This window comes from Accumulibacter sp. (assembly GCF_029255145.1).
Lineage (GTDB): Bacteria > Pseudomonadota > Gammaproteobacteria > Burkholderiales > Rhodocyclaceae > Accumulibacter.
Genome location: NZ_JAPUVQ010000143.1, coordinates 21,246 through 40,129, shown reverse-complemented (window position 1 = coordinate 40,129; position 18,884 = coordinate 21,246). Strand labels below are relative to the sequence as shown.

General features: G+C 61.9%; 17 protein-coding genes. 13 read left to right on the top strand and 4 right to left on the bottom strand.

Features of this window, described 5'->3' with window-relative positions; translation table 11 throughout:
* The first annotated feature begins 522 nt into the window (after nt 1–522).
* The 8 genes from Q1L50_RS17715 to Q1L50_RS17680 all read left to right on the top strand — a co-directional run bounded on the left by Q1L50_RS17715 (nt 523) and on the right by Q1L50_RS17680 (nt 9,188).
* On the top strand, nt 523–1,365 hold the full coding sequence (locus Q1L50_RS17715; RefSeq protein ID WP_300341359.1) for a MoxR family ATPase: 843 nt from the start codon (nt 523–525) through the stop codon (nt 1,363–1,365).
* A gap of 102 nt (nt 1,366–1,467) precedes the next feature.
* Nucleotides 1,468–2,637 carry a VWA domain-containing protein gene (locus tag Q1L50_RS17710; protein WP_300341357.1) on the top strand — a complete coding sequence of 390 codons (1,170 nt, stop codon included), beginning with the start codon at nt 1,468–1,470 and terminating at the stop codon, nt 2,635–2,637.
* An 885-nt stretch (nt 2,638–3,522) separates the two neighbouring features.
* Entirely contained in the window at nt 3,523–4,398 is an 876-nt protein-coding gene (locus tag Q1L50_RS17705) for a phosphate ABC transporter substrate-binding protein (protein WP_366145261.1), read from the top strand.
* A gap of 103 nt (nt 4,399–4,501) precedes the next feature.
* A complete protein-coding gene (locus tag Q1L50_RS17700) occupies nt 4,502–5,584 on the top strand; it encodes a PhoU domain-containing protein (protein ID WP_300341356.1) in 1,083 nt (360 codons plus the stop codon).
* Between the two features lies 1 nt (nt 5,585).
* The gene (gene pstC / locus Q1L50_RS17695) at nt 5,586–6,533 is read left to right on the top strand and encodes a phosphate ABC transporter permease subunit PstC (protein WP_300341354.1); all 948 of its coding nucleotides are present in this window, start codon (nt 5,586–5,588) and stop codon (nt 6,531–6,533) included.
* Between the two features lie 3 nt (nt 6,534–6,536).
* Nucleotides 6,537–7,427 carry a phosphate ABC transporter permease PstA gene (gene pstA, locus Q1L50_RS17690; protein WP_300341353.1) on the top strand — a complete coding sequence of 297 codons (891 nt, stop codon included), beginning with the start codon at nt 6,537–6,539 and terminating at the stop codon, nt 7,425–7,427.
* Nucleotides 7,421–8,242, top strand: coding sequence for a phosphate ABC transporter ATP-binding protein (locus Q1L50_RS17685; RefSeq protein WP_300341351.1), 822 nt, complete (start codon nt 7,421–7,423; stop codon nt 8,240–8,242). The genes pstA and Q1L50_RS17685 overlap by 7 nt, the downstream gene beginning before the upstream one ends.
* Before the next feature lie 136 nt (nt 8,243–8,378).
* Nucleotides 8,379–9,188, top strand: a complete 810-nt coding sequence (locus Q1L50_RS17680) for a phosphate ABC transporter ATP-binding protein (RefSeq protein ID WP_300341349.1) — start codon at nt 8,379–8,381, stop codon at nt 9,186–9,188.
* 294 nt (nt 9,189–9,482) lie between these two features.
* Here Q1L50_RS17680 and Q1L50_RS17675 read toward each other — a convergent pair whose 3' ends face one another.
* Nucleotides 9,483–10,151, bottom strand: coding sequence for a PEP-CTERM sorting domain-containing protein (locus Q1L50_RS17675; RefSeq protein ID WP_300341347.1), 669 nt, complete (start codon nt 10,149–10,151; stop codon nt 9,483–9,485).
* 398 nt (nt 10,152–10,549) lie between these two features.
* The gene (locus Q1L50_RS17670) at nt 10,550–11,125 is read right to left on the bottom strand and encodes a hypothetical protein (protein WP_300341345.1); all 576 of its coding nucleotides are present in this window, start codon (nt 11,123–11,125) and stop codon (nt 10,550–10,552) included.
* A 553-nt stretch (nt 11,126–11,678) separates the two neighbouring features.
* On the opposite strand from Q1L50_RS17670, the gene Q1L50_RS17665 reads away from it, so the two are divergent.
* Entirely contained in the window at nt 11,679–12,347 is a 669-nt protein-coding gene (locus Q1L50_RS17665) for a PEP-CTERM sorting domain-containing protein (RefSeq protein WP_300341343.1), read from the top strand.
* A 414-nt stretch (nt 12,348–12,761) separates the two neighbouring features.
* Here Q1L50_RS17665 and Q1L50_RS17660 read toward each other — a convergent pair whose 3' ends face one another.
* Nucleotides 12,762–14,765, bottom strand: a complete 2,004-nt coding sequence (locus Q1L50_RS17660) for an acyl CoA:acetate/3-ketoacid CoA transferase (RefSeq protein ID WP_300341342.1) — start codon at nt 14,763–14,765, stop codon at nt 12,762–12,764.
* A gap of 326 nt (nt 14,766–15,091) precedes the next feature.
* On the opposite strand from Q1L50_RS17660, the gene lysM reads away from it, so the two are divergent.
* Together lysM and Q1L50_RS17650 are read left to right on the top strand one after the other, a co-directional pair.
* Nucleotides 15,092–15,604: a peptidoglycan-binding protein LysM gene (gene lysM, locus Q1L50_RS17655; RefSeq protein WP_300341340.1), complete on the top strand. Its 513-nt coding sequence runs from the start codon at nt 15,092–15,094 to the stop codon at nt 15,602–15,604.
* A 69-nt stretch (nt 15,605–15,673) separates the two neighbouring features.
* Nucleotides 15,674–15,916 (top strand): GlsB/YeaQ/YmgE family stress response membrane protein, encoded by a 243-nt coding sequence (locus tag Q1L50_RS17650; RefSeq protein WP_300341338.1) that lies wholly within the window; start codon nt 15,674–15,676, stop codon nt 15,914–15,916.
* A gap of 24 nt (nt 15,917–15,940) precedes the next feature.
* Here the strand turns inward: Q1L50_RS17650 and Q1L50_RS17645 are convergent, their stop codons facing one another.
* A complete protein-coding gene (locus tag Q1L50_RS17645) occupies nt 15,941–16,999 on the bottom strand; it encodes a poly(3-hydroxybutyrate) depolymerase (protein WP_300341336.1) in 1,059 nt (352 codons plus the stop codon).
* Nucleotides 17,000–17,173: 174 nt separating this feature from the next.
* On the opposite strand from Q1L50_RS17645, the gene Q1L50_RS17640 reads away from it, so the two are divergent.
* Entirely contained in the window at nt 17,174–18,331 is a 1,158-nt protein-coding gene (locus tag Q1L50_RS17640) for a pyridoxal phosphate-dependent aminotransferase (RefSeq protein ID WP_300341334.1), read from the top strand.
* A gap of 112 nt (nt 18,332–18,443) precedes the next feature.
* The gene (mscL, locus tag Q1L50_RS17635; RefSeq protein WP_300341332.1) at nt 18,444–18,878 is read left to right on the top strand and encodes a large conductance mechanosensitive channel protein MscL; all 435 of its coding nucleotides are present in this window, start codon (nt 18,444–18,446) and stop codon (nt 18,876–18,878) included.
* The last annotated feature ends 6 nt before the right edge of the window (nt 18,879–18,884 follow it).

Genomic DNA, 18,884 nt, shown 5'->3' with positions numbered 1-18,884 from the left:
CGACAAGGCCAGAGCGGGGGCAAGAATAATGCGAAGTTTGCTGATCCTTTCTCAACTCTCCTTAAACGAATGCGATTTAGAAGCCGAAACATGGGGGCGGATTTGCGCTTGCCAATACCTGTTGTGCAAGCGCACTCCCGCCAGGCATCCTTGAACACGGCGCGGGCCGGTGAGGTTCGTGCTGCAGGCTTGAGGCCGTCTGCGCAGAAGCCGGTGAAACGCCGGGGATGATCGGTGCCAAGCATTTTTTGTGCCACGTGTATAACTAGCGGAGTTAATGTAACATTTGTTTGGTATGTGCGGGCAGATGTAAAAGATGTCGACAGTGCCGCGTGCGCTCTCAGTCACTATGCCCAGCTGGAGATCGAACCCGCCTGCCGCGGGGAATGGGCTTCTTGCTACCGGCTGCCGGGTGCTCGCAGCGTCGACCGTGGAGTCTCGGTAGCAAGCCGGCAGTGGCTGTGACACTGGCAGCAGACCTTTGCGGGTAGAATCGACTGATCTTTGAAGGGGAACATCCGCATGCGTTTTTCCGGCTCCGAAAGGTACGTGACCACCGGTGACCTGACCCTCGCGGTCAACGCCGCGGTCACCTTGCAGCGGCCGCTGCTGATCAAGGGCGAGCCGGGTACCGGCAAGACCATGCTCGCCGAAGAGGTGGCCGCCGCCCTCGGCCGGCCGCTGTTCCAGTGGCACATCAAGTCGACCACCAAGGCGCAGCAGGGCTTGTACGAATACGATGCCGTCTCGCGGCTGCGCGACTCGCAGCTCGGCGAGGCGAAGGTTGCCGACATCGGCAGCTACATCGTCCAGGGCGTGCTGTGGCAGGCCTTCGAGTGCGAAACGCCGTCGGTGGTGCTGATCGACGAAATCGACAAGGCCGATATTGAGTTCCCCAACGACCTGCTGCGCGAACTCGACCGGATGGAGTTCTTCGTCTACGAGACGCGCCAGAATATCCGCGCCCGCCACCGGCCGGCGGTGTTCATCACCTCGAACAACGAGAAGGAACTACCCGACGCGTTCCTGCGCCGCTGCTTCTTTCATTACATCAAGTTTCCGGACCGGGAGACGATGCGGCGCATAGTCGACGTCCATTTCCCGGGTTTGAAGCCGGCCTTGTTGCGCGAGGCGCTGGAGGTGTTCTTCGAACTGCGCGAGATCCCGGGATTGAAGAAGAAGCCCTCGACCTCGGAGCTGCTCGACTGGCTGAAGCTGCTGCTCGCCGAGGACATTCCGCCCGAAGCACTGCGCAGCAAGGACCACAAGACCGCGATCCCGCCGCTGCACGGCGCGCTGCTGAAGAACGAGCAGGACGTTCACCTTTTCGAGCGGCTGATTTTCATGGCCCGCCAGAACCGCTGAACGGTCGCCTTGATCCCGGCGTTCTACCGCGCCGCGGTCGACGCGGCAACAGGCAGAAGCATGCCACTGAACGACGCTGAACGATAGCGGACGAATGCGACGATGCTGATCGACTTCTTTCTCCATCTCAAGGCAAACCGCCTGCCGGTGTCGATCAAGGAGTTCCTGGCCTTGCTCGACGCCCTGCAGCAGCGCGTCATCGAGCACAGCCTGGACGACTTCTACGTGCTTGCGCGCGCGATCCTGGTCAAGGACGAGACCAACTTCGACAAGTTCGACCGGGCCTTCGGCGAGTACTTCAAGGGGGTCGAGGCGCTGCCGGGAATGGAGTGCCTGATTCCCGAAGAGTGGCTGCGGCAAGCGGTGAAGAAACATCTGACCGACGCCGAACGCGCCAAGCTCGAAAAGCTCGGCTGGGACAAGCTGATGGAGACCTTCAAGCAGCGCCTGGCCGAGCAGAAGGAGCGTCACTCCGGCGGCAGCAAGTGGATCGGCAGCGGCGGCAGCTCGCCATTCGGGCACGGCGGCACGCATCCCGAGGGAATCCACGTCGGTGGCAAGAGCGAGAACCGCTCGGCGGTCAAGGTCTGGGAAAAGCGCGAGTATCGCAACCTCGACGACAGCGTCGAACTTGGCACCCGCAACATCAAGGTCGCGCTGCGGCTGCTGCGCCGCTTTGCCCGCCAGGGTGCGCCCGAGGAACTCGACCTCGAAGGAACCATCGCCGGGACCGCGCGCAACGCTGGCTGGCTCGATCTGCGGCTGCGGCCCGAGCGGCACAATGCCGTCAAGGTGCTGCTGTTCCTCGATGTCGGCGGTTCGATGGACGATCACATCCGCGTTTGCGAAGAACTGTTCTCGGCGTGCCGCAGCGAGTTCAAGCACCTCGAACACTATTACTTCCACAACTGCGTTTATGACTTCCTCTGGAAGGACAACCGCCGCCGCCACAGCGAACGCATCGCCACGCACGACGTGCTGCACAGATATGGCAATGACTACAGGATGATCTTCGTCGGCGATGCGGCGATGAGCCCGTACGAGCTTCTGCAGCAGTGGGGAAGCGTCGAATACAACAATGAAGAGCCAGGTGCCACCTGGCTGCGGCGGCTTGCTGACACCTGGCCGCACGCAATCTGGCTCAACCCCGAGTCGGAGCACGCCTGGCAGTACCGGCAATCGACCGCGCTGATCCACAACCTGATGGGTGGCCGCATGTTTCCGCTGACGCTCAACGGGCTGGAGCGCGGGATGCGCCTGTTGCGCAAGTAGCCACCGCGGCGGGGTCTTCGGCCGGGTCATGCGTGCGCGCTCCTGCCTGTGACGCGAAGCAGCGGCAGGAGTGCCCCACCGGCAGCGTGCTTGGCTCTTGCCTCGTCGCCAAGCGACCTCGCGCAGACCGTCACAACTACCCAGGATCGCCGGCGCTACAGCCTACAGCATGGTCCGGCGCAGTTTGGAATTTGTCCTGGTCAAGAGCTGATTCCTGCCGCTAGTGTGGCGATCCGCTCTCGCGTGCTCTGACAGCCGTTCGTCGGTCATTGAGAAGATTGGCGAGCGCTTCAGCCGGCGACTGCTTCCTGCCGCCTGCCGCACGATGCCATATTCATGATCCGTATCGGAAGCAGGGCAATTCCCAGAAGTCCGGATGATTTGCCCGGGCACTCCATAACTCCATGACAACATACGATTAGTTTTCCGTGATTACAATAAGCGCGGTGATTATCTGGCGCATTATATCGGTCTTCAGTCCGGTGCGGGATGGTAGTGCAGTCCGTGATGGATGAATGGGCTTCAATAAATTTTGCCTCTCAATTTGGTTTGTTTTGCTCCGTCATGCGCATGAACACAAAAAGCTAATTGGCATCTAACTTTACAACAACTAATGCATTAAAGCAATATTTTACATGTTATGTATCTGTATTGCATGAATCGAAACAAGAGCTATGCATGCCAATGGAAAAAACTGTGCCGGTGCCGATGCAACGAGTTTTTTCTTGGTATTCAGGAAGTTTTTTCTGATTAAGTTCTGTCGCCAAAGGCTTGTCAGGCCAGTTTTTTCTGATAATCTTTGGCTTCGGCTGCTTGCGCCATTCCGGAAGTCTTTGATCTGCATCTATAGACTTCAAAAAATTTCCCATCCTTGGAGAACCCAGAATGACTTCCAGATCGATGTTATTGAATATCAGCGTGGCGGTGGCCACGGCGTTGGCGTCCGGTGCCGCGTCCGCGAGAACCGAAATCCAGAACAAAGGCTCGGACACGCTGGTCAACGTGGCCCAGTCCTGGGCCGAGCAGTACGGAAAGATCAACCCCAACGTTGCCGTCGCCGTCTCTGGAGGTGGTTCGGGCACCGGCATCGCTGCGATGATCAACGGCACCGTGGACATCGCCAATTCCAGCCGCAAGATGAAAGACAAGGAAATCAAGGAAGCGCAGGCCAAAGGTCATAATCCCGTCGAGCATATCGTCGGCTACGACGCGCTGGCGATCTTTGTGCACAAGAACTTTCCCGGCGATTCCATGACCGTCACCGACCTGGCGAAGATATACGGGCGTGACGGCGGGGCGACCAAATGGAGCGATCTCGGCATCACCATCCCGGGTTGCAAGAACGAAATCGTCGTCGTCAGCCGGCAGAACAATTCGGGAACCTACGCCTACTTCCAGGAAGCCGTCCTCGGTGAGAAAGGCAAGTTCCGCCAGGGCACGCTCGACATGCACGGATCCAAGGACGTTGCCGACCTGGTCGAGAAGACCCCCTGTGCCATCGGCTATAGCGGGCTGGCGTATGCCACGGACCATCTCAAGGCGCTCTGCATCGCGCCGGCAGCGGGCAAGCCCTGCGTCAAGCCGACCGAGGATACGGCTTTCGATGGCACCTATCCGATTGCCCGGCCGCTGTTCATGTACACCGATGGCCAGCCAAAGGCCGATGTCAAGAAGTACATGGACTGGATCAAGAGCGACGTTGGCCAGTGCATTCTCGCCAAGGAAGGCTACGCGCCGGTCAAGAAAGTCACCTGCAAGTAAGTCTGCCCGCCATTCCGGGCACGCGGACGCCGCACTCCGTGTGCCCGCTTTGCTAATTGTTGTCTCAAGTGTTGTCCGAACGCGCTGTGGGGAGCCGCTACCGATGAGTCATTACGAAGAACGTCTCGAGAGAGACCTGTCCCGGATCAAGCAGCAACTGGCGCTGCTGGCCGACTGCGTCGACGATGCGCTGACCAGCGCAGTGCGCGCCCTGCTGAACGGCAACGACGCAATGGCCTACGCCACCGTTCTCGGCGACCAGCGGATCAATGCCATCAGTCGCGCGCTGGACCGGATGTGTCATGCCTTCATCGGCGTGCATTTGCCGAGCGCCGGACACCTGCGTCTGATCACCGCGGTGATTCACACCAACATCGGTCTCGAACGTGTCGGCGACTACGCGGTGACCATCGCGCGCGAGTCGGTGCACGTGGTCAAGCGCCCGGACGCGCTGATCAAGCGCAGCGTCGAAATGCTGGCCAGCGAGTCGCGCCAGATGTTCAAGCAGGCGGCCGCGGCGTTCATCGAAGGAAACTGCGACAAGGCCAGGGCGACGATGGTCATGGCCGATCAGGTCGAGCGGACTTTCGACGTCGCCTTCAGCGATCTGGTCGGTGAGGCTGGCCAGTTCAGCACCGAGGATTTGTTCGCCTATCTTGGCGTCTTCAACGCCCTCGAACGGGTTTCCGACCAGGCCAAGAACGTCTGTGAGGATACGGTTTTCGCGGTCACCGGCCAGACCAAGGCGGCGCGGGTTTTCCGAATCCTTTTTCTCGATGAGGACAACACCGTCCTTGGCCCGACCGCCGAGGCGATCGGCCGCAAGAACTTTCCCGCGGGCGGCGAGTACCGGAGCGCCGGCAGGCAGGCGGGTACGTTGGCGCCGGAGGCGGTCAGCGCCCTGCAGGATCTGGGCGTCGATCTCGGCCGCCACCGGCCCAGGGCACTCGATCTTTCGCATCAGGATCTCTCCGAGTTTCAGGTGATCGTCAGCCTGCAGGGACCGATCAAGTCGTACATCGCGAACGTACCGTTCCATACCGTAGCGCTCGAGTGGGACTTCGGCGCAGGCGTCGCGGATCTTCCCGATGAGCAGCAGCGCGCACGCTACGGGGAACTGTGTCGACAGATCGCGGTGCAGGTGAGCAACCTGATGGAGACCCTGCGCGGCGAGGAGCCCAGCTGAGATGGTTACCAGCAACCCTACCCAGGGCGGCGCTGTTGCTGCCAGAGAAGTGAACGACTTCGATCGCCGTGACTTCGACTGGTATGTCGACAAGGCGGTAGAGGCGGTGGTCTTTGTCTGCGGTGTCTCGGCGATCGTTTTTGTCCTCGGGATCTTCGTCTTCGTCACCAAGGAAGGGATCGGCTTCATCATCGAGCATCTCAACTTTCGCGAGTTCTTCCTGACCCCGTACTGGTCTCCGAGCGATGCCGACGATCCCGAATACGGCATCCTGGCGTTGATCGCCGGCACGGCGAGCGTCACCGGCCTGGCGATGCTGGTGGCGATCCCGTTTTCGCTGGGTACGGCGATCTATATCGCCGAGTTCGCCAGCGGCAAGACGCGTGAAGCGCTGAAGGTGCTGGTCGAACTGCTGGCCGCCATTCCTTCGGTGGTCTGGGGCTTCATCGGGCTGGTGATCATGAACCCGCTGATCATCAAGTGGTTCGACGTTCCGGTGGGGCTGTGCGTGCTCAACGCCGGCATCATCCTCGGCCTGATGGCGGCACCGATCATGACCTCGATCGCCGAGGATGCGCTCAAGGCGGTGCCCGACCGCTACCGCGAGGCGGCCGAGGCGATGGGCGCGACACGCTGGCAGGTGACCTACAAGGTGGTGCTGCCGGCGGCCAAGAACGGCCTGCTCGGAGGCGTGCTGCTCGGCGTTGGCCGTGGTTTCGGCGAGACCATGGCGGTGCTGATGGCCACTGGTCATGCGGTCAATATCCCGGACAGCATCTTCGATTCGGTACGCGCGCTGACCGCCACGATCGCCGCCGAGCTTGGCGAAACGGTGGTCGGTGGCGAGCACTACCAGGTGTTGTTCACCATCGGGATCCTGCTGTTCCTGGTCACCTTCACCGTCAACCTGACCGCCGACCTGATCGTGCGTGGCATTCGCAAGGGATAGAAAATGACAACGGCCAATGCAGTACTGTTTCAGGCGACCGGCCTGAACCAGCGTAACGAGCGCGTGCAGCGTCTCTACCGACTGCTCTTCGGTCTGATGACCCTGATGTTGATCGCGCCGGTGTTGCTGATCCTTGGCACGCTGGTGGTCAAGGGTGGCGCGGTGATCTCCTGGGAGTTCCTGTTTACCGCGCCCACCGATGGCATGCGTTCCGGAGGGGTTCTGCCGGCCTTGCTGGGGACGGTCTGGCTGGTGACCGTGGCGCTGCTGCTGTCGGTACCGATTGGCGTGTTTGCGGCGATCTATCTCAGCGAGTATGCGGGCGACAACTGGTTTACCCGCGCCATCAACCTGGCGATCATCAACCTGGCGGGCGTTCCGTCGATCGTCCACGCCTTGTTCGGGCTGGGGGCTTTCGTCATCTTCTTCGGTTTTGGAACCAGCATCCTGGCGGCCAGCCTGACCCTCGCGGTGATGACCATGCCGGTGGTGATCGTCGCCACCCGCGAGTCGCTGCAGGCGGTGCCACAGGCGTTTCGCGAAGCATGCTGGAACATGGGCGCGACGCGTTGGCAGACGATCCGCAAGGTGGTTCTGCCGAACTCGATCACCGGCATCCTGACCGGCGTGATCCTGGAGGTCTCGCGGACCGCCGGCGAGACCGCGCCGATCATGTTCACCGGCGCGGTGTTCTTTACGCCTTTCCTGCCGCAGAGCGTGATGGACCAGACCATGGCGCTGTCGCTGCACCTCTTCGTCGCCGCCACGCAGGTCCCCGGCATCGCCGACGAAATACCCTTCGGGATCGCCCTGGTGCTGATCGCGCTGGTTTTGCTGATGAACAGCGCCTCGATCGCCTTCCGCATGTGGCTCAGGGGGAAAAAGAAATGGTAAGTCAGAATTCTCTGGCGCCGGCCGCAGTCGACGAGCCAATCGACGTCTTCACCACCGCGGCACGGACCAAGCTGCTGGTCAAGGACCTGAGCATCCGCTACGGCAGCTCGGTGGCCCTGCAGGGGGTCGATCTGGAAATTCGCGAACACGAGATCTTCGGCATCATCGGCCCGGCCAACGCGGGCAAGACGTCTTTTCTCAAGGCGATCAACCGCATGGACGTGTTTACCCCGGGCATGCGGGTGGACGGTGAAATCCGCTTCAACGACCGCGATACCCGCCGCCTGAGCAACGTCTATGCCCTGCGCAGCCGCATCGGCGTGGTCTTTCCGCTGCCGGTCGGCCTGCCGATGACGGTCTACGAAAACGTCGCGCTGTCGCCGCGTTTGCGGGGAATCAAAAACAAGGCCGAACTGGACGTGATCGTCCAGCGCTGCCTGACCCGCGCGGCGCTCTGGGACGAAGTCAAGGATCGGCTCAATGCCCTGGGGAGCCTGCTTTCGGGTGGCCAGCAGCAGCGGCTGACGATCGCCAGGGCGCTTTCACAGGAGCCCGACCTGCTGATGCTCGACGAGTTCTCGATTGCGGTGGACCCGGTGACCACGATGCGCATCGAGGACGTCCTCAAGGAACTGTGCAAGGACGTGACGATCATCCTGGTCACCAATCTGGTGCAGCAGGCCCGGCGTCTGGCTAACCGGACCGCTTTTTTCCTGAACGGCGAGTGCGTCGAGGTGGGGGTGACCGAGGATCTGTTCACCGGCGAGGTGAAGGATCAGCGCACCCGCGACTACGTCGAGGGCCGCTTCGGCTGATACCCGAATCCCGGCTTCTCACTGCTGCCGCGAAGCCGGGGAGCCCGGCGCTAGGCAGGAGGCCCACAGATGAATGGCTGCGGCGCAGGCCCCGGCTTTCGACAGACTTGATCAATGCCAACGAAGGACAACCAGCATGACCGCCGCCGCCCAAGCCGCAGATCTGCAGCAGCCAGCACCCGAATACGCGATAGACACCAGGAAACTCAACCTCTGGTACGGGACTTTTCAGGCCCTGTACGACGTGGATCTGCGGATCCGACAGGGCATGATCACCTCGATGATCGGGCCTTCTGGCTGTGGCAAGAGTACCTACCTGCGCAGCGTCAACCGCATCAACGAGCGTCTCGGCTACGTGCGCATCGACGGCAGAATCGACGTCATGGGCCAGAACATCTACGACCCCCAGGTCGAGCTGATCCAGGTGCGCAAGCAGGTCGGGATGGTCTTTCAGCGTCCGAATCCACTGCCCATTTCGATCCGCGACAACATCCTTTTCGGCCATCGGCTGCACGCCAAGGGCGGCGGCGATGTGCACCGCGGGACACCGGACGAGATCGTCGAAGACTCGCTGCGGCAGGTACTGCTCTGGGACAAGGTCAAGGACCGGCTCAAGCGCAAGGCCACCGAGCTGTCGCTGGAAGAGCAGCAGAAGTTGTGCATCGCCCGCCTGCTGCCGGTGAAGCCGAAGCTCCTGCTGATGGACGAGCCCTGCTCGGCGCTCGACCCAAAGGGTACCGAAGCGGTGGAAGAGCTGCTCTGGGAACTGCGCGGCAAGTACACCATCCTGATCGTCACCCACAACATGGCGCAGGCGCGGCGCGCCAGCGAGGAGTGCGTCTTCATGCTGATGGGCCGAGTGGTCGAGCACGCGCTGACCGAAGAGATGTTCGTTACCCCGACGCACAGGGAAACCGCCGACTACATTGAAGGGCGCTACGGCTGAGCCTGACGCGCTGAGTCATGGCGTGGAACGGACGCCGGTCGTGCGTCGATAGGGCGACGCTATTTGCAGGGGCTGGGTCTGATCTCCGTGTGTCTGGCCGCTGCCTGGTGCGGCGCTTTGAACGTGCCGGCACCTAGGCGAACAGACAAAGCCTCGCGCCATCCTCGGGCGGGAGACGAGCGGGGTGGCAGCGGTTGGTGAACCGAGTGCAGGACACCGACCACCGACAAAGCAGCCACAATAGAAAACGGCGAACCCGAGGGTTCGCCGTTCTGGTGTTTCTGCCGGTTCTTACTAGGCCAACTTGCGCCGACGAAGGCCAAACATGCCAATACCCGCGAGGCCGAGCAGAGCGAGCGTGCCGGGTTCCGGCACTTCTTGCTTGTTGGGGGTCTGCAGCAGGTAGAACGGATCGTTGCCGGAGTTGTCAGTGATCACGAAATTGAAAGTCACCGTCGCACCATCAGCGACGGTGCCGCCGCTGAAGTTGAGGTAATCCCGCGTGTCATCGATGCGGGTGTAGCCCGAGAACACGTCGGAGCTGAAAAGCCCCGTCACAGCAGACCCATCGGCGAAGCTCAGACCGTCGCCCTGACCGGAAGGCGTCCCAAGGATGACCTGCAATTCGAGTTCAAACGACGTCCAGGCCACCCCCGTGTTGTTGGTAACGATTTTCTGGAACCACTTCCCGGCCGCGTGGCCGCTGCCGGTCGGGTTGTTACCACCGAGCGGATCACCTTCAAGTTTCAGGGTGCCGGCAGAGGTCATGGTCTCGTTGATGACCCAGGGCGCCCCCACGTCGCCGGCAGTGCTCGTGTCAGTCGAGTTCAAAGTGATCCCGCCATTCTCGACGCTGATCGCCACGGCCCAAGCGGGAACGGTGCAGGCGAGTGCCAAGCCAGCCAGACCGAGCTGGACGGCGTGCCGAAGTTTCATTCCTGATGCCAGATGTGTCTTGTTCATTTGTCTGCTCCAAGTGGTGATTGGGTGATTGATGGTTTTAGTTATCGGTTGATCGATTGGCGCTCCGAACGCATCAGAACCAACCCTGGCAACCCCCATTGCTGCACAAACTCTTACGGAAATGTTGCAGAAACAGGTTGCCTTGATCAAAGCACGTTTCATGCCAAAAACTAATAGTCAAGTTTTGTCAGTTACTTACTAAAAAGTTTGCGGGAACCGCAGACCCCATGTGTAAAGAAATCCGACAGATCATCCTCATGTCGGCCACGTTCTGCTGCTGGTGGCTGCGGATAAGCATCGGGATCGCGACAGCTGCCGGATTTCGCCGGATCGGCATCGCGGCGCAGTCCGGCGGCGTCAGGGCGCCGTGATCGAGGTTGTCCACGCGGGCCCCTGGATCAGATTATCGCCGGCGCATCACTCCGGCGGCCGGAGTGTGCTTCGACCTCGGCGGCAGCTTGGTAGCTGCCCGCGGCGATTTTTTGCTTCCGTAGAGCTTCGCCGAGCCTGGCCTGCAGGAAGGTATTCGAGGTGAGGCGGGTGACCTTGTGGTAGTAGGTGTCGACCACTTCCTTGACCATGTCGACCGTCAGTCCGCTCGTGCGGTCCTGGGCGCCCCTGAAAGTCCCGTGTCCGATCTGTTCGGCCAACTTCCCAGCCTCGCGGTCTTGCACGATTCGGAACTGGCCGTCGTCGATCGCGACTTTCAGCGCGCCGGCCGCGAAGGTGCCGATGAAGATCCCCTTTCGGGCGTTCTGCGAGATATTGATGAAAGTGCCGGTACACACCAGACGCGGGCCGAACTTCGAAACATTGAGGTTGCCCTGCCAGCCGGCCTGCGCCAGTCCGAGGAAGCAGACATCCAGGTCGTCGTCGCCATCATCCTTGGGCATCCCGATGCCGAGACGGACCACTGCAACCGGCCGCAACTCGAAGGCGGCCCGACACGCGATGATGTTTTTGCGCTCGCTCATCGGTGCCGTCGGAATGGCCTATTGCGTAATTCCGCTCCGTTGATCTCCAGCGGCCGGATCAGAGACACCAGACGCGATCGTCGAAGACTCGCTGCGGCAGGTGCTGCTCTGGAAACTGCGTCGCCCGTACACTATCCTGATCGCCACCCACAACATGGCGCAGCCGCAGCGCGCCAGCGAGGAGTGCATCTTCATGCTGATAAGCAGAGTGGTCGAGCACGCGCTGACCGAAGAGATGTTCGCTCCCCCAACCCACAAGGAACCCCTGACGACATTGAGGGGCGCTACGGCTGAGATCGTTGGCAGCGGACACTCGCGCTGGGCAGGCCGGGCCGGGCGCTGCAAGAGCCAGTGTCGAAAAATCTTACAGTCGTTGTTGTTGTCCGCTGACAGTTGGGGATGTAATGCCCATTTATCAGCATGTTGAAAGTAGTGGCACGAAAAATGCTAGAGAAACGTCGGGTTGAATTCAATCCGAACGGTGGCCAGTCCGCAGTAAGGCGCACCGACAGTCTAGCTATGACACGAATCTTCTCTAACAGGGGTAAACGACATGAAACTCATCAAGACTAGCCTACTGAACGCTGCCCTTGTGGCTGCTGGTTTGCTCTGCAGCGCTCAAGCCGGAGCCTTCACCTTGACCTTCGAAGGTGTGGGTGACTACGCCGACATCCAGAATTTCTACAACGGCGGAACCGATAGCTTGGGCAATTCCGGCCCGAACTACGGCGTCCAGTTCGTTGATGCCCTCGGGCTTGTCGATGCGGATAACGGCGGTAACGGCAACTTCGCAAACGAGCCGACGCCCAATACCATCATGTTCTTCCTGAATGCGGCGACCGCCGTTCTCGATTACGCTGCGGGCTTTACGACCGGCTTCTCGTTCTATTACACGTCGTCCACCGCGGCGACTGTCAGCGTGTATGATGCGCTGGGTGGCGCGGCCGGCGGTGGTAACGTCCTTGGGTCGCTCAATCTGACGGCTCAGTATACCGACAACTGCACTGGCGACCCGAGTGGTACTTTCTGTAACTTCACGCCGGTCGGTGTGGCCTTCAGCGGCACGGCTTACTCGATCGACTTTGGCGGCACCGCCAATCAAACCGGATACGACAACATCACCTTCGGCTCTGTGAACCCAAACATCCCTGAGCCGGGCACCTTGGCCTTGCTGGGGATCGGCGCCCTTGCCTTCTGCGCGCGCCGCAAAGTTCAAGCCTGAAAAGGCGCTGACTGAGGCCCGGAGAAGCGGCTGCATGCCGCTTCTCCGTTTTCGCATTTGTTCTCTCTCTCGTGCTGTAAGCCGTTCCGCCGATCGCCCGGGACCCGCTGACACCCGACCCGGGGTGCTTCAGCTCTGACGGAGCCGGTTGTCGTTGGGAACACGGTGTGTGGCTGCGCTTTCAGCGCGTCATCCCCTGGAACTCAGGAATTTACCAACACCGTGCCGCTTAGTTTGCGCGCACCTCATCCTGCCGACTGCGTCCGTCGTGCGCTTTCGCCGCAAACCGCTATTGGCAAGGCTGAAAAGGGGGCGGGCGGCTATCCTTTGCCAAGCCATTTCACCCGGCTTTGACCGATGCATCTCCTGGCATTAACCAGGAGCTGGGGTCGCGACATGAATTGTGCGGCCAAGTCAGTCAGGCCTGAGGTGTGCTTCGGCCTCGGCGGCGGTTTCGTAGCTGCGCGCAGCGATTTTTCGCTTCGCGAGAGCCTCGCCAAGCCTGGCGCGCAGGAAGGTATTCGAGGTGAAGCGGGTGACGTTGTGGTAGTAGGTGTCGACGACTTCCTTGACCATGTCGATGTAGTCGTCGACCAGTTCGGGGACGATCGAAAAACGGTCGTAATTGACGATCGCGTAGACCTTGTGGCCGATCGGCCCGAGTTTCTCCCCGACAGCCTGTCGAAGCCGGGCGATATCGTCGCTGGTGCGGACGCTCAGTCCCTCGAAGTTGAGGAAGAAAATGTTCTTCCGGGCATCGTAAGACAAGCGGTCGGCCATCGGGATCTCGAGCATCTCCGCCCGCAGTTTCATGGGCTCTTCCCGGAAAATCCGGCTGTCCATCAGCGCCGGCTGGCCATGCATGATCGGCACGAAATCCATCTTGTCGAGGACGTCCGTCTGCAGATCGACGCCCGGGGCGATCTCGATCAGCTCCAGGCCCTCGCGGCATAACCTGAAGACGCATCGTTCGGTCACGTAGAGGACGGTCAGACCACTCTTGCGGGCCTGGGCGCCGCTGAAGGTGCGGTGCTCGACCTCTTCGACGAACTTTCGCGCCTTGCCGTCCCGCACGATGCGGAGTTTTCCGTCGTCGAGAGCGACCTCCAGCGCGCCGGCGGTAAAGGTGCCGACGAAAACCACTTTCTTGGCGTTCTGCGAGATGTTGATGAAGCCGCCGGCGCCCGCCAGACGCGGGCCGAACTTCGAAACATTGAGGTTGCCCTGCCGGTCGGCCTGCGCTAGCCCGAGGAAGGCGATATCCAGGCCGCCGCCGTCGTAGAAGTCGAACTGGCTGGGCTGGTCGATGATCGCCTGCGCGTTGGTCGCCGCTCCGAAGCTCAGGCCGCCGGCCGGGATGCCGCCGATCACGCCGGGCTCGGCGGTCATCGTCATCAGGTCGGCGATCTGCTCCTCGGCGGCGATGCTGGCGACGCCTTCCGGCATCCCGATGCCGAGATTGACCACGGCATTCGGCCGCAGCTCGAAGGCGGCCCGACGGACGATGATCTTGCGCTCGCTCATCGGCATCGCCGGAATGGCCGACATCGGCACCTTGATCTCACCGGCGAAAGCCGCGCTGTACTGCTCGGAAAAGGTCTGCATGTGGTATTCGGGTTTTTCGGCGACGACCACGCAATCGACCAGGATGCCGGGCACTTTCACCTGACGCGGGTTCAGCGTGCCGCGTTCGGCAATGCGCTCGACCTGCACGATGACGATCCCGCCCGAGTTTCGGGCGGCCATGGCGATCGCCTGCGCTTCCAGTGTCAGCGCCTCCTTTTCCATCGTGACGTTGCCATCGGGATCGGCCGTGGTGCCGCGAATGATCCCGACATCGATCGGGAAGGCCTTGTAGAACAGGTACTCCTCGCCGTCGATCTCCATCAGCCGAACGATGTCTACGGTGGTCATCTCGTTCAGCCTGCCGCCGCCGAAGCGCGGGTCGACGAAGGTCCCCAGCCCGACCCGGCTGATCGTTCCCGGCTTGCCCGCGGCAATGTCGCGGAAGAGGTGGGCGATCACCCCTTGCGGCAGGTTGTAGGCCTGGACGCGATTGGCCACCGCCAGTTTCTGCAGCGTTGGCACCAGTCCCCAGTGACCACCGATGACCCGGCCGACCAGGCCGTCATGGCCGAGGTGGTTGAGTCCCCGCTCCTTGCCGTCGCCCTGTCCGGCGGCGTACACCAGGGTCAGGTCGCGCGGACTTCCGAGACCCTTGGCGTCGTCACTGGCCGCCTGGAGGAAGCGTTTCTCCAGTGCGACGGCGATGTTCTCGGCGAAGCCGATGCCGACAAAACCGCCGGTGGCGACGGTGTCACCGTCCTCGATCAGCCGTACCGCGTCTTCCGCGGAAACGACCTTTCCGGTGTCCGACGCGCGCAGCGACGAGGCCATGGGATGGGTGGCAAGCGGCATGAATATTTCTCCAGGAGAGTTTTTTAGGGGCGTGATCGTCTGACACGATGCTGTGGCTGTACGTGGCGGCGCTCATCGCGACAGCATGCTGCGCAAGTATATACAGCAAAGCGCCGGTAGAACCGGCCAGGCGCCGGCAGCAGCGTAATCTCCCTTGATACGGCGCGTGCCTGCCGTGCTTCATCGCCGTCACTGTCGTCGGCGCGCCTCCGGCTGCCTTTGCCTATGGCCGTGAAGCTGCTAGACTCGCTACGGTTTGGCAAACAACGTCAGGCCATGGATACTTTTGCGGTGCCAGAAGGCGCCACCCCAACGGAGGAGACAGCATGGGTTTATTTGATTTCGTCAAGGAGGCAGGTGAGAAGCTTTTTCGCTCCCAGGATGCGGAGGCCGCGTCGACGGCCGTTGACCGCGCGCCCGATGACGAGGCGGCCGCGGCCAGGCTGAGCGAGTTGAACCGCAGCGCCGGCGATGCCATCGAAGCGTACGTCAATACCCAGGGCCTGCCGGTTACCGGGCTGACCGTGACTTTTGACGGCGCAAGCGGTACGGCGACGGTCTTCGGTGTCGCCGGTGACCAGGCCAGCAAGGAGAAGATTTTGCTCTGCTGCGGCAACGTGACCGGCGTTTCCAGGGTCAATGACATGATGTCGGTCGACCAGAGCGAGCCGGAAGCGATGTTCTACACCGTCGTTGCGGGCGACAATCTGTCGCGGATCGCAAAACTGCACTACGAAAACGCCAATAAGTACATGCTGATTTTCGAGGCCAACAGGCCGATGCTTGGCAACCCGGACAAGATCTACCCCGGCCAGGTCCTGCGCATCCCGCCCCTGTGATGCCCGTCGCGCTTGCTGGACGCGTACGGCCTGCTGCCTGCTAACACATTGATTGACTAAAGGTCGGCGATGGGAATTCTGTGGACCGTCGTTCTGGGTTTTGTCATTGGCGTGATTGCCAAGCTGATCCATCCCGGCAGGGAAAACATGGGCTTCGTGGTTACGGTCGTGCTCGGCATTGCCGGGTCGTTTTCTGCCGGGGTGGTTGGACAGTTCCTCGGCTGGTACCGCGCTGGCGAGGGGGCCGGCTTCATCGCCTCGGTGATCATGTCGGTAATCCTGCTGGTGATCTACGGCAAGCTTCGCCGCTGAGCGTCGCCGCCGCCGTTGACCGACTCAGGGCTGACGAGGCGCAGCCAGGCGCTCGATCATCGTGCGCACGGCGTTGATCTGCGGTCCTTGGCGGGTGGGATAGTCGTTGCCCGAATAGCCCCACCAGTCCCAGCACGCAAACGGGTTGTTCAGCCACTTCCATGACCCCATCGCTGCGCCATAGCGCGGAGCCACCTGCGGGTAGAGGACGATGATCCGATTGCTGGCCGCCCATCCGTTGTAGCCGGCGCCTTCCACGAATCGTCGTCCAATCTGGGCCGCACTCTGGCGGCAGCCGTGGAAAGCGACGTGGATTCGGCAAGCCCCCGCGTGGCACGCGGGCGGCACGAAGAGGTAGCCCTCGTTCGCCAGACTGGCGTCGATCGCCGGGCCGTCGACAAAGGGGCGCTGGTCGAAGCCTGCCAGTTCGCCTTGCGTCGTGGCGGTCGGTGGCAACAGCGGGCCAAGCAGGTGGGTGAGCATTTCGCCGGCGGCGTCGAAGTCGCCACAGCGGTTGATGTAGGGCGACTGCGCGCTGGCGCACGGATTGGCCTGGGGGTCGGCGACCGAGATCATCGCGTGCCCGGCTTCGGGCAGCTTGACGAAGCGAATCGCTGCCGGCGTCATCCACTGACCGTAGAACGCTGCCAGCCGGTCCACTACCGCCGTCGCCACGGTGTCGTCCTTGCCGCCCGAGAACAGCCATGCCTGGTCGTCGCGCAAGTTGTCGAGCGGGTCGATGCGGCCGGCGCCGGCCAGTGCCTCCGCCCTGGCGCGCAGTTCCGCCACCGATGGCAGCGCTGCCCACGACGACGGCGACATGCAACGCGTCAGCGCCAGCCGGGTTGAGCCCTCGGCGCAGTCGTACGGGCCGCCGGCGATCACGCCAGCACCGCGCACCAGCTTCGAGTGCGCCACCTGGAACTGGACCGCCATGTAGCCGCCGGATGAAACACCGGAAACCGTCAGCTGGCTCAGGTCGGCGCCGAGTGCCGGCAGCGGTGCCGCGGCGCTGGCACTGCGCAGGGTCAGCACGATGACAGCGGTCGACAGGCTGCGCAGGGCGGTGGCGGCGGTGTTCATGAGGGGGGCGTCCTGAGAGCGCTTGATTGGTGAATGCTATCAGATCGCCTCGCCGTTGATCAGCCCGACGCGCACCGTCAGCCGTTGCTGCGCTGCCGCCGGCCTTGTTTCATCGGCAGGGCAACCCTACACTAGGCGCCTTCTCACCGATCACCGTGCCCAGCGCGGATTGCCATGCGCCAGCCATCTGTAGTCATTGATTCGAAACTTCCCCGGGTGGGGACGACGATCTTTACCGTGATGTCCAAACTCGCCGCCGACTGCGGGGCGATCAACCTGTCGCAGGGTTTTCCGGATTTTCAGGCGGACGCGGCCTTGTTCGACGCCGCCTTGCGGGCGATGCGCGACGGGCGCAACCAGTACCCGCCGATGGCCGGAGTCCCCGAATTGCGGGCCGCGATTGCCGGCAAGGTGGCGGCGCTCTACGGCGCATCCTACGACGCCGAGCACGAAATCACCGTCACCGCCGGCGCCACGCAGGCGATCTTCACCGCCATCGCGGCCTTCGTCCGCCATGGCGACGAGGTGATCGTCTTCGAGCCGGTCTACGACAGCTATGTGCCTGCGATCGAGACCGTCGGCGGCCAGGCGGTCTACGCCAGGCTGGCTTTTCCGGATTACCGGCCGGACTGGCAGCAACTGCGTTCGCTGCTCAGCCCGCGCACGCGGATGATCATCATCAATTCGCCGCACAACCCCAGCGGCAGCCTGTTGGACGCCGACGATCTGGAGCAACTGGCGGCCCTGACGCGCGGAACCAATATCGTGGTGCTCTCCGACGAGGTCTACGAGCACATCGTTTTCGACGGCGTGCGACACCAAAGCGTCGCCAGCCATCCCGAACTGGCCGCCCGCAGCATCGTCGTGTCGTCCTTTGGCAAGACCTACCACATCACCGGCTGGAAGATCGGTTATGTGCTCGGCGCGCAGGAACTGATGAGCGAGTTCCGCAAGGTCCATCAGTTCAACGTATTCACCGTCAATACGCCGTGCCAGCTGGGGATTGCCGAATACATGCGCGACGCTTCTCGCCACCTCGGGCTGGCCGCGTTCTACCAGCAGAAGCGCGAATTCTTTCGCGCGCAGTTGCACCACTCGCGCTTCGAATTGCTGCCGTGCCGCGGCAGCTACTTTCAACTGGCACGCTACAGCGCCATTTCCGACCTGCCTGATCGGGATTTCGCGTACTGGCTGACCCGCGAGGTGGGGGTGGCGGTGATTCCGGTATCGGTCTTCAATCACCACGGACACGACGACCGTGTCGTCCGTTTCTGCTTCGCCAAGCAGGAGGCGACGCTGGCCGCCGCGGGCGAAAGACTGCGCGGCGTTTAACCGGGGCCAAAGCCTTCCGGCAAACGGGCGGCAGCGATTGCGCATTGCGCCGAGCCAGCAGCTGCGGCTTTTGACACCCCTTTTGTTTTTTAACGACCAGTGGAGGAACAGCATGAGCATGCTGCAGGAGTTCAAAGAGTTCGCAATGAAAGGCAACGTCATGGATCTCGCCGTCGGCGTGATCATCGGCGGCGCTTTTGGCAAGATCGTCGAAGCGATCGTCGGCGATCTGATCATGCCGGTGGTGGCCTTGATCATGGGTGGCAAGCTCGACTTTTCGGGGATGTTCGTGGTCCTGGGCAGCGTTCCGGAAGGGACCGCGACGACGCTCGAAGCGTTGAAAAAGGCTCAGGTTCCGGTTTTCGCCTACGGCCACTTCCTGACCATCCTGGTCAATTTCATCATCCTCGCCTTCATCATCTTCGTGATGGTCAAGCAGGTGAATCGGCTCAGGAAGAGCGAGCCGCCGGCGGCGCCGGCAGCAGCGCCGGAGCCGGCCGAGGAGGTCGTGCTATTGCGCGAGATTCGTGACAGCTTGAAGAAGTAGTCGGGG

Excerpts from the sequence above, each read along its gene's own strand:
- Q1L50_RS17680 (WP_300341349.1), top strand. The coding sequence starts at position 8,379 with ATGACCGCCGCCGCCCAAGCCGCAGATCTGCAGCAGCCAGCACCCGAA.
- Q1L50_RS17660 (WP_300341342.1), bottom strand. The coding sequence starts at position 14,765 with ATGCCGCTTGCCACCCATCCCATGGCCTCGTCGCTGCGCGCGTCGGAC.
- mscL (WP_300341332.1), top strand. The coding sequence starts at position 18,444 with ATGAGCATGCTGCAGGAGTTCAAAGAGTTCGCAATGAAAGGCAACGTC.
- Q1L50_RS17645 (WP_300341336.1), bottom strand. The coding sequence starts at position 16,999 with ATGAACACCGCCGCCACCGCCCTGCGCAGCCTGTCGACCGCTGTCATC.
- Q1L50_RS17710 (WP_300341357.1), top strand. The coding sequence starts at position 1,468 with ATGCTGATCGACTTCTTTCTCCATCTCAAGGCAAACCGCCTGCCGGTG.
- pstA (WP_300341353.1), top strand. The coding sequence starts at position 6,537 with ATGACAACGGCCAATGCAGTACTGTTTCAGGCGACCGGCCTGAACCAG.
- Q1L50_RS17705 (WP_366145261.1), top strand. The coding sequence starts at position 3,523 with ATGACTTCCAGATCGATGTTATTGAATATCAGCGTGGCGGTGGCCACG.
- Q1L50_RS17700 (WP_300341356.1), top strand. The coding sequence starts at position 4,502 with ATGAGTCATTACGAAGAACGTCTCGAGAGAGACCTGTCCCGGATCAAG.
- Q1L50_RS17650 (WP_300341338.1), top strand. The coding sequence starts at position 15,674 with ATGGGAATTCTGTGGACCGTCGTTCTGGGTTTTGTCATTGGCGTGATT.
- Q1L50_RS17685 (WP_300341351.1), top strand. The coding sequence starts at position 7,421 with ATGGTAAGTCAGAATTCTCTGGCGCCGGCCGCAGTCGACGAGCCAATC.
- Q1L50_RS17665 (WP_300341343.1), top strand. The coding sequence starts at position 11,679 with ATGAAACTCATCAAGACTAGCCTACTGAACGCTGCCCTTGTGGCTGCT.
- Q1L50_RS17670 (WP_300341345.1), bottom strand. The coding sequence starts at position 11,125 with ATGAGCGAGCGCAAAAACATCATCGCGTGTCGGGCCGCCTTCGAGTTG.
- lysM (WP_300341340.1), top strand. The coding sequence starts at position 15,092 with ATGGGTTTATTTGATTTCGTCAAGGAGGCAGGTGAGAAGCTTTTTCGC.
- pstC (WP_300341354.1), top strand. The coding sequence starts at position 5,586 with ATGGTTACCAGCAACCCTACCCAGGGCGGCGCTGTTGCTGCCAGAGAA.
- Q1L50_RS17715 (WP_300341359.1), top strand. The coding sequence starts at position 523 with ATGCGTTTTTCCGGCTCCGAAAGGTACGTGACCACCGGTGACCTGACC.
- Q1L50_RS17640 (WP_300341334.1), top strand. The coding sequence starts at position 17,174 with ATGCGCCAGCCATCTGTAGTCATTGATTCGAAACTTCCCCGGGTGGGG.
- Q1L50_RS17675 (WP_300341347.1), bottom strand. The coding sequence starts at position 10,151 with ATGAACAAGACACATCTGGCATCAGGAATGAAACTTCGGCACGCCGTC.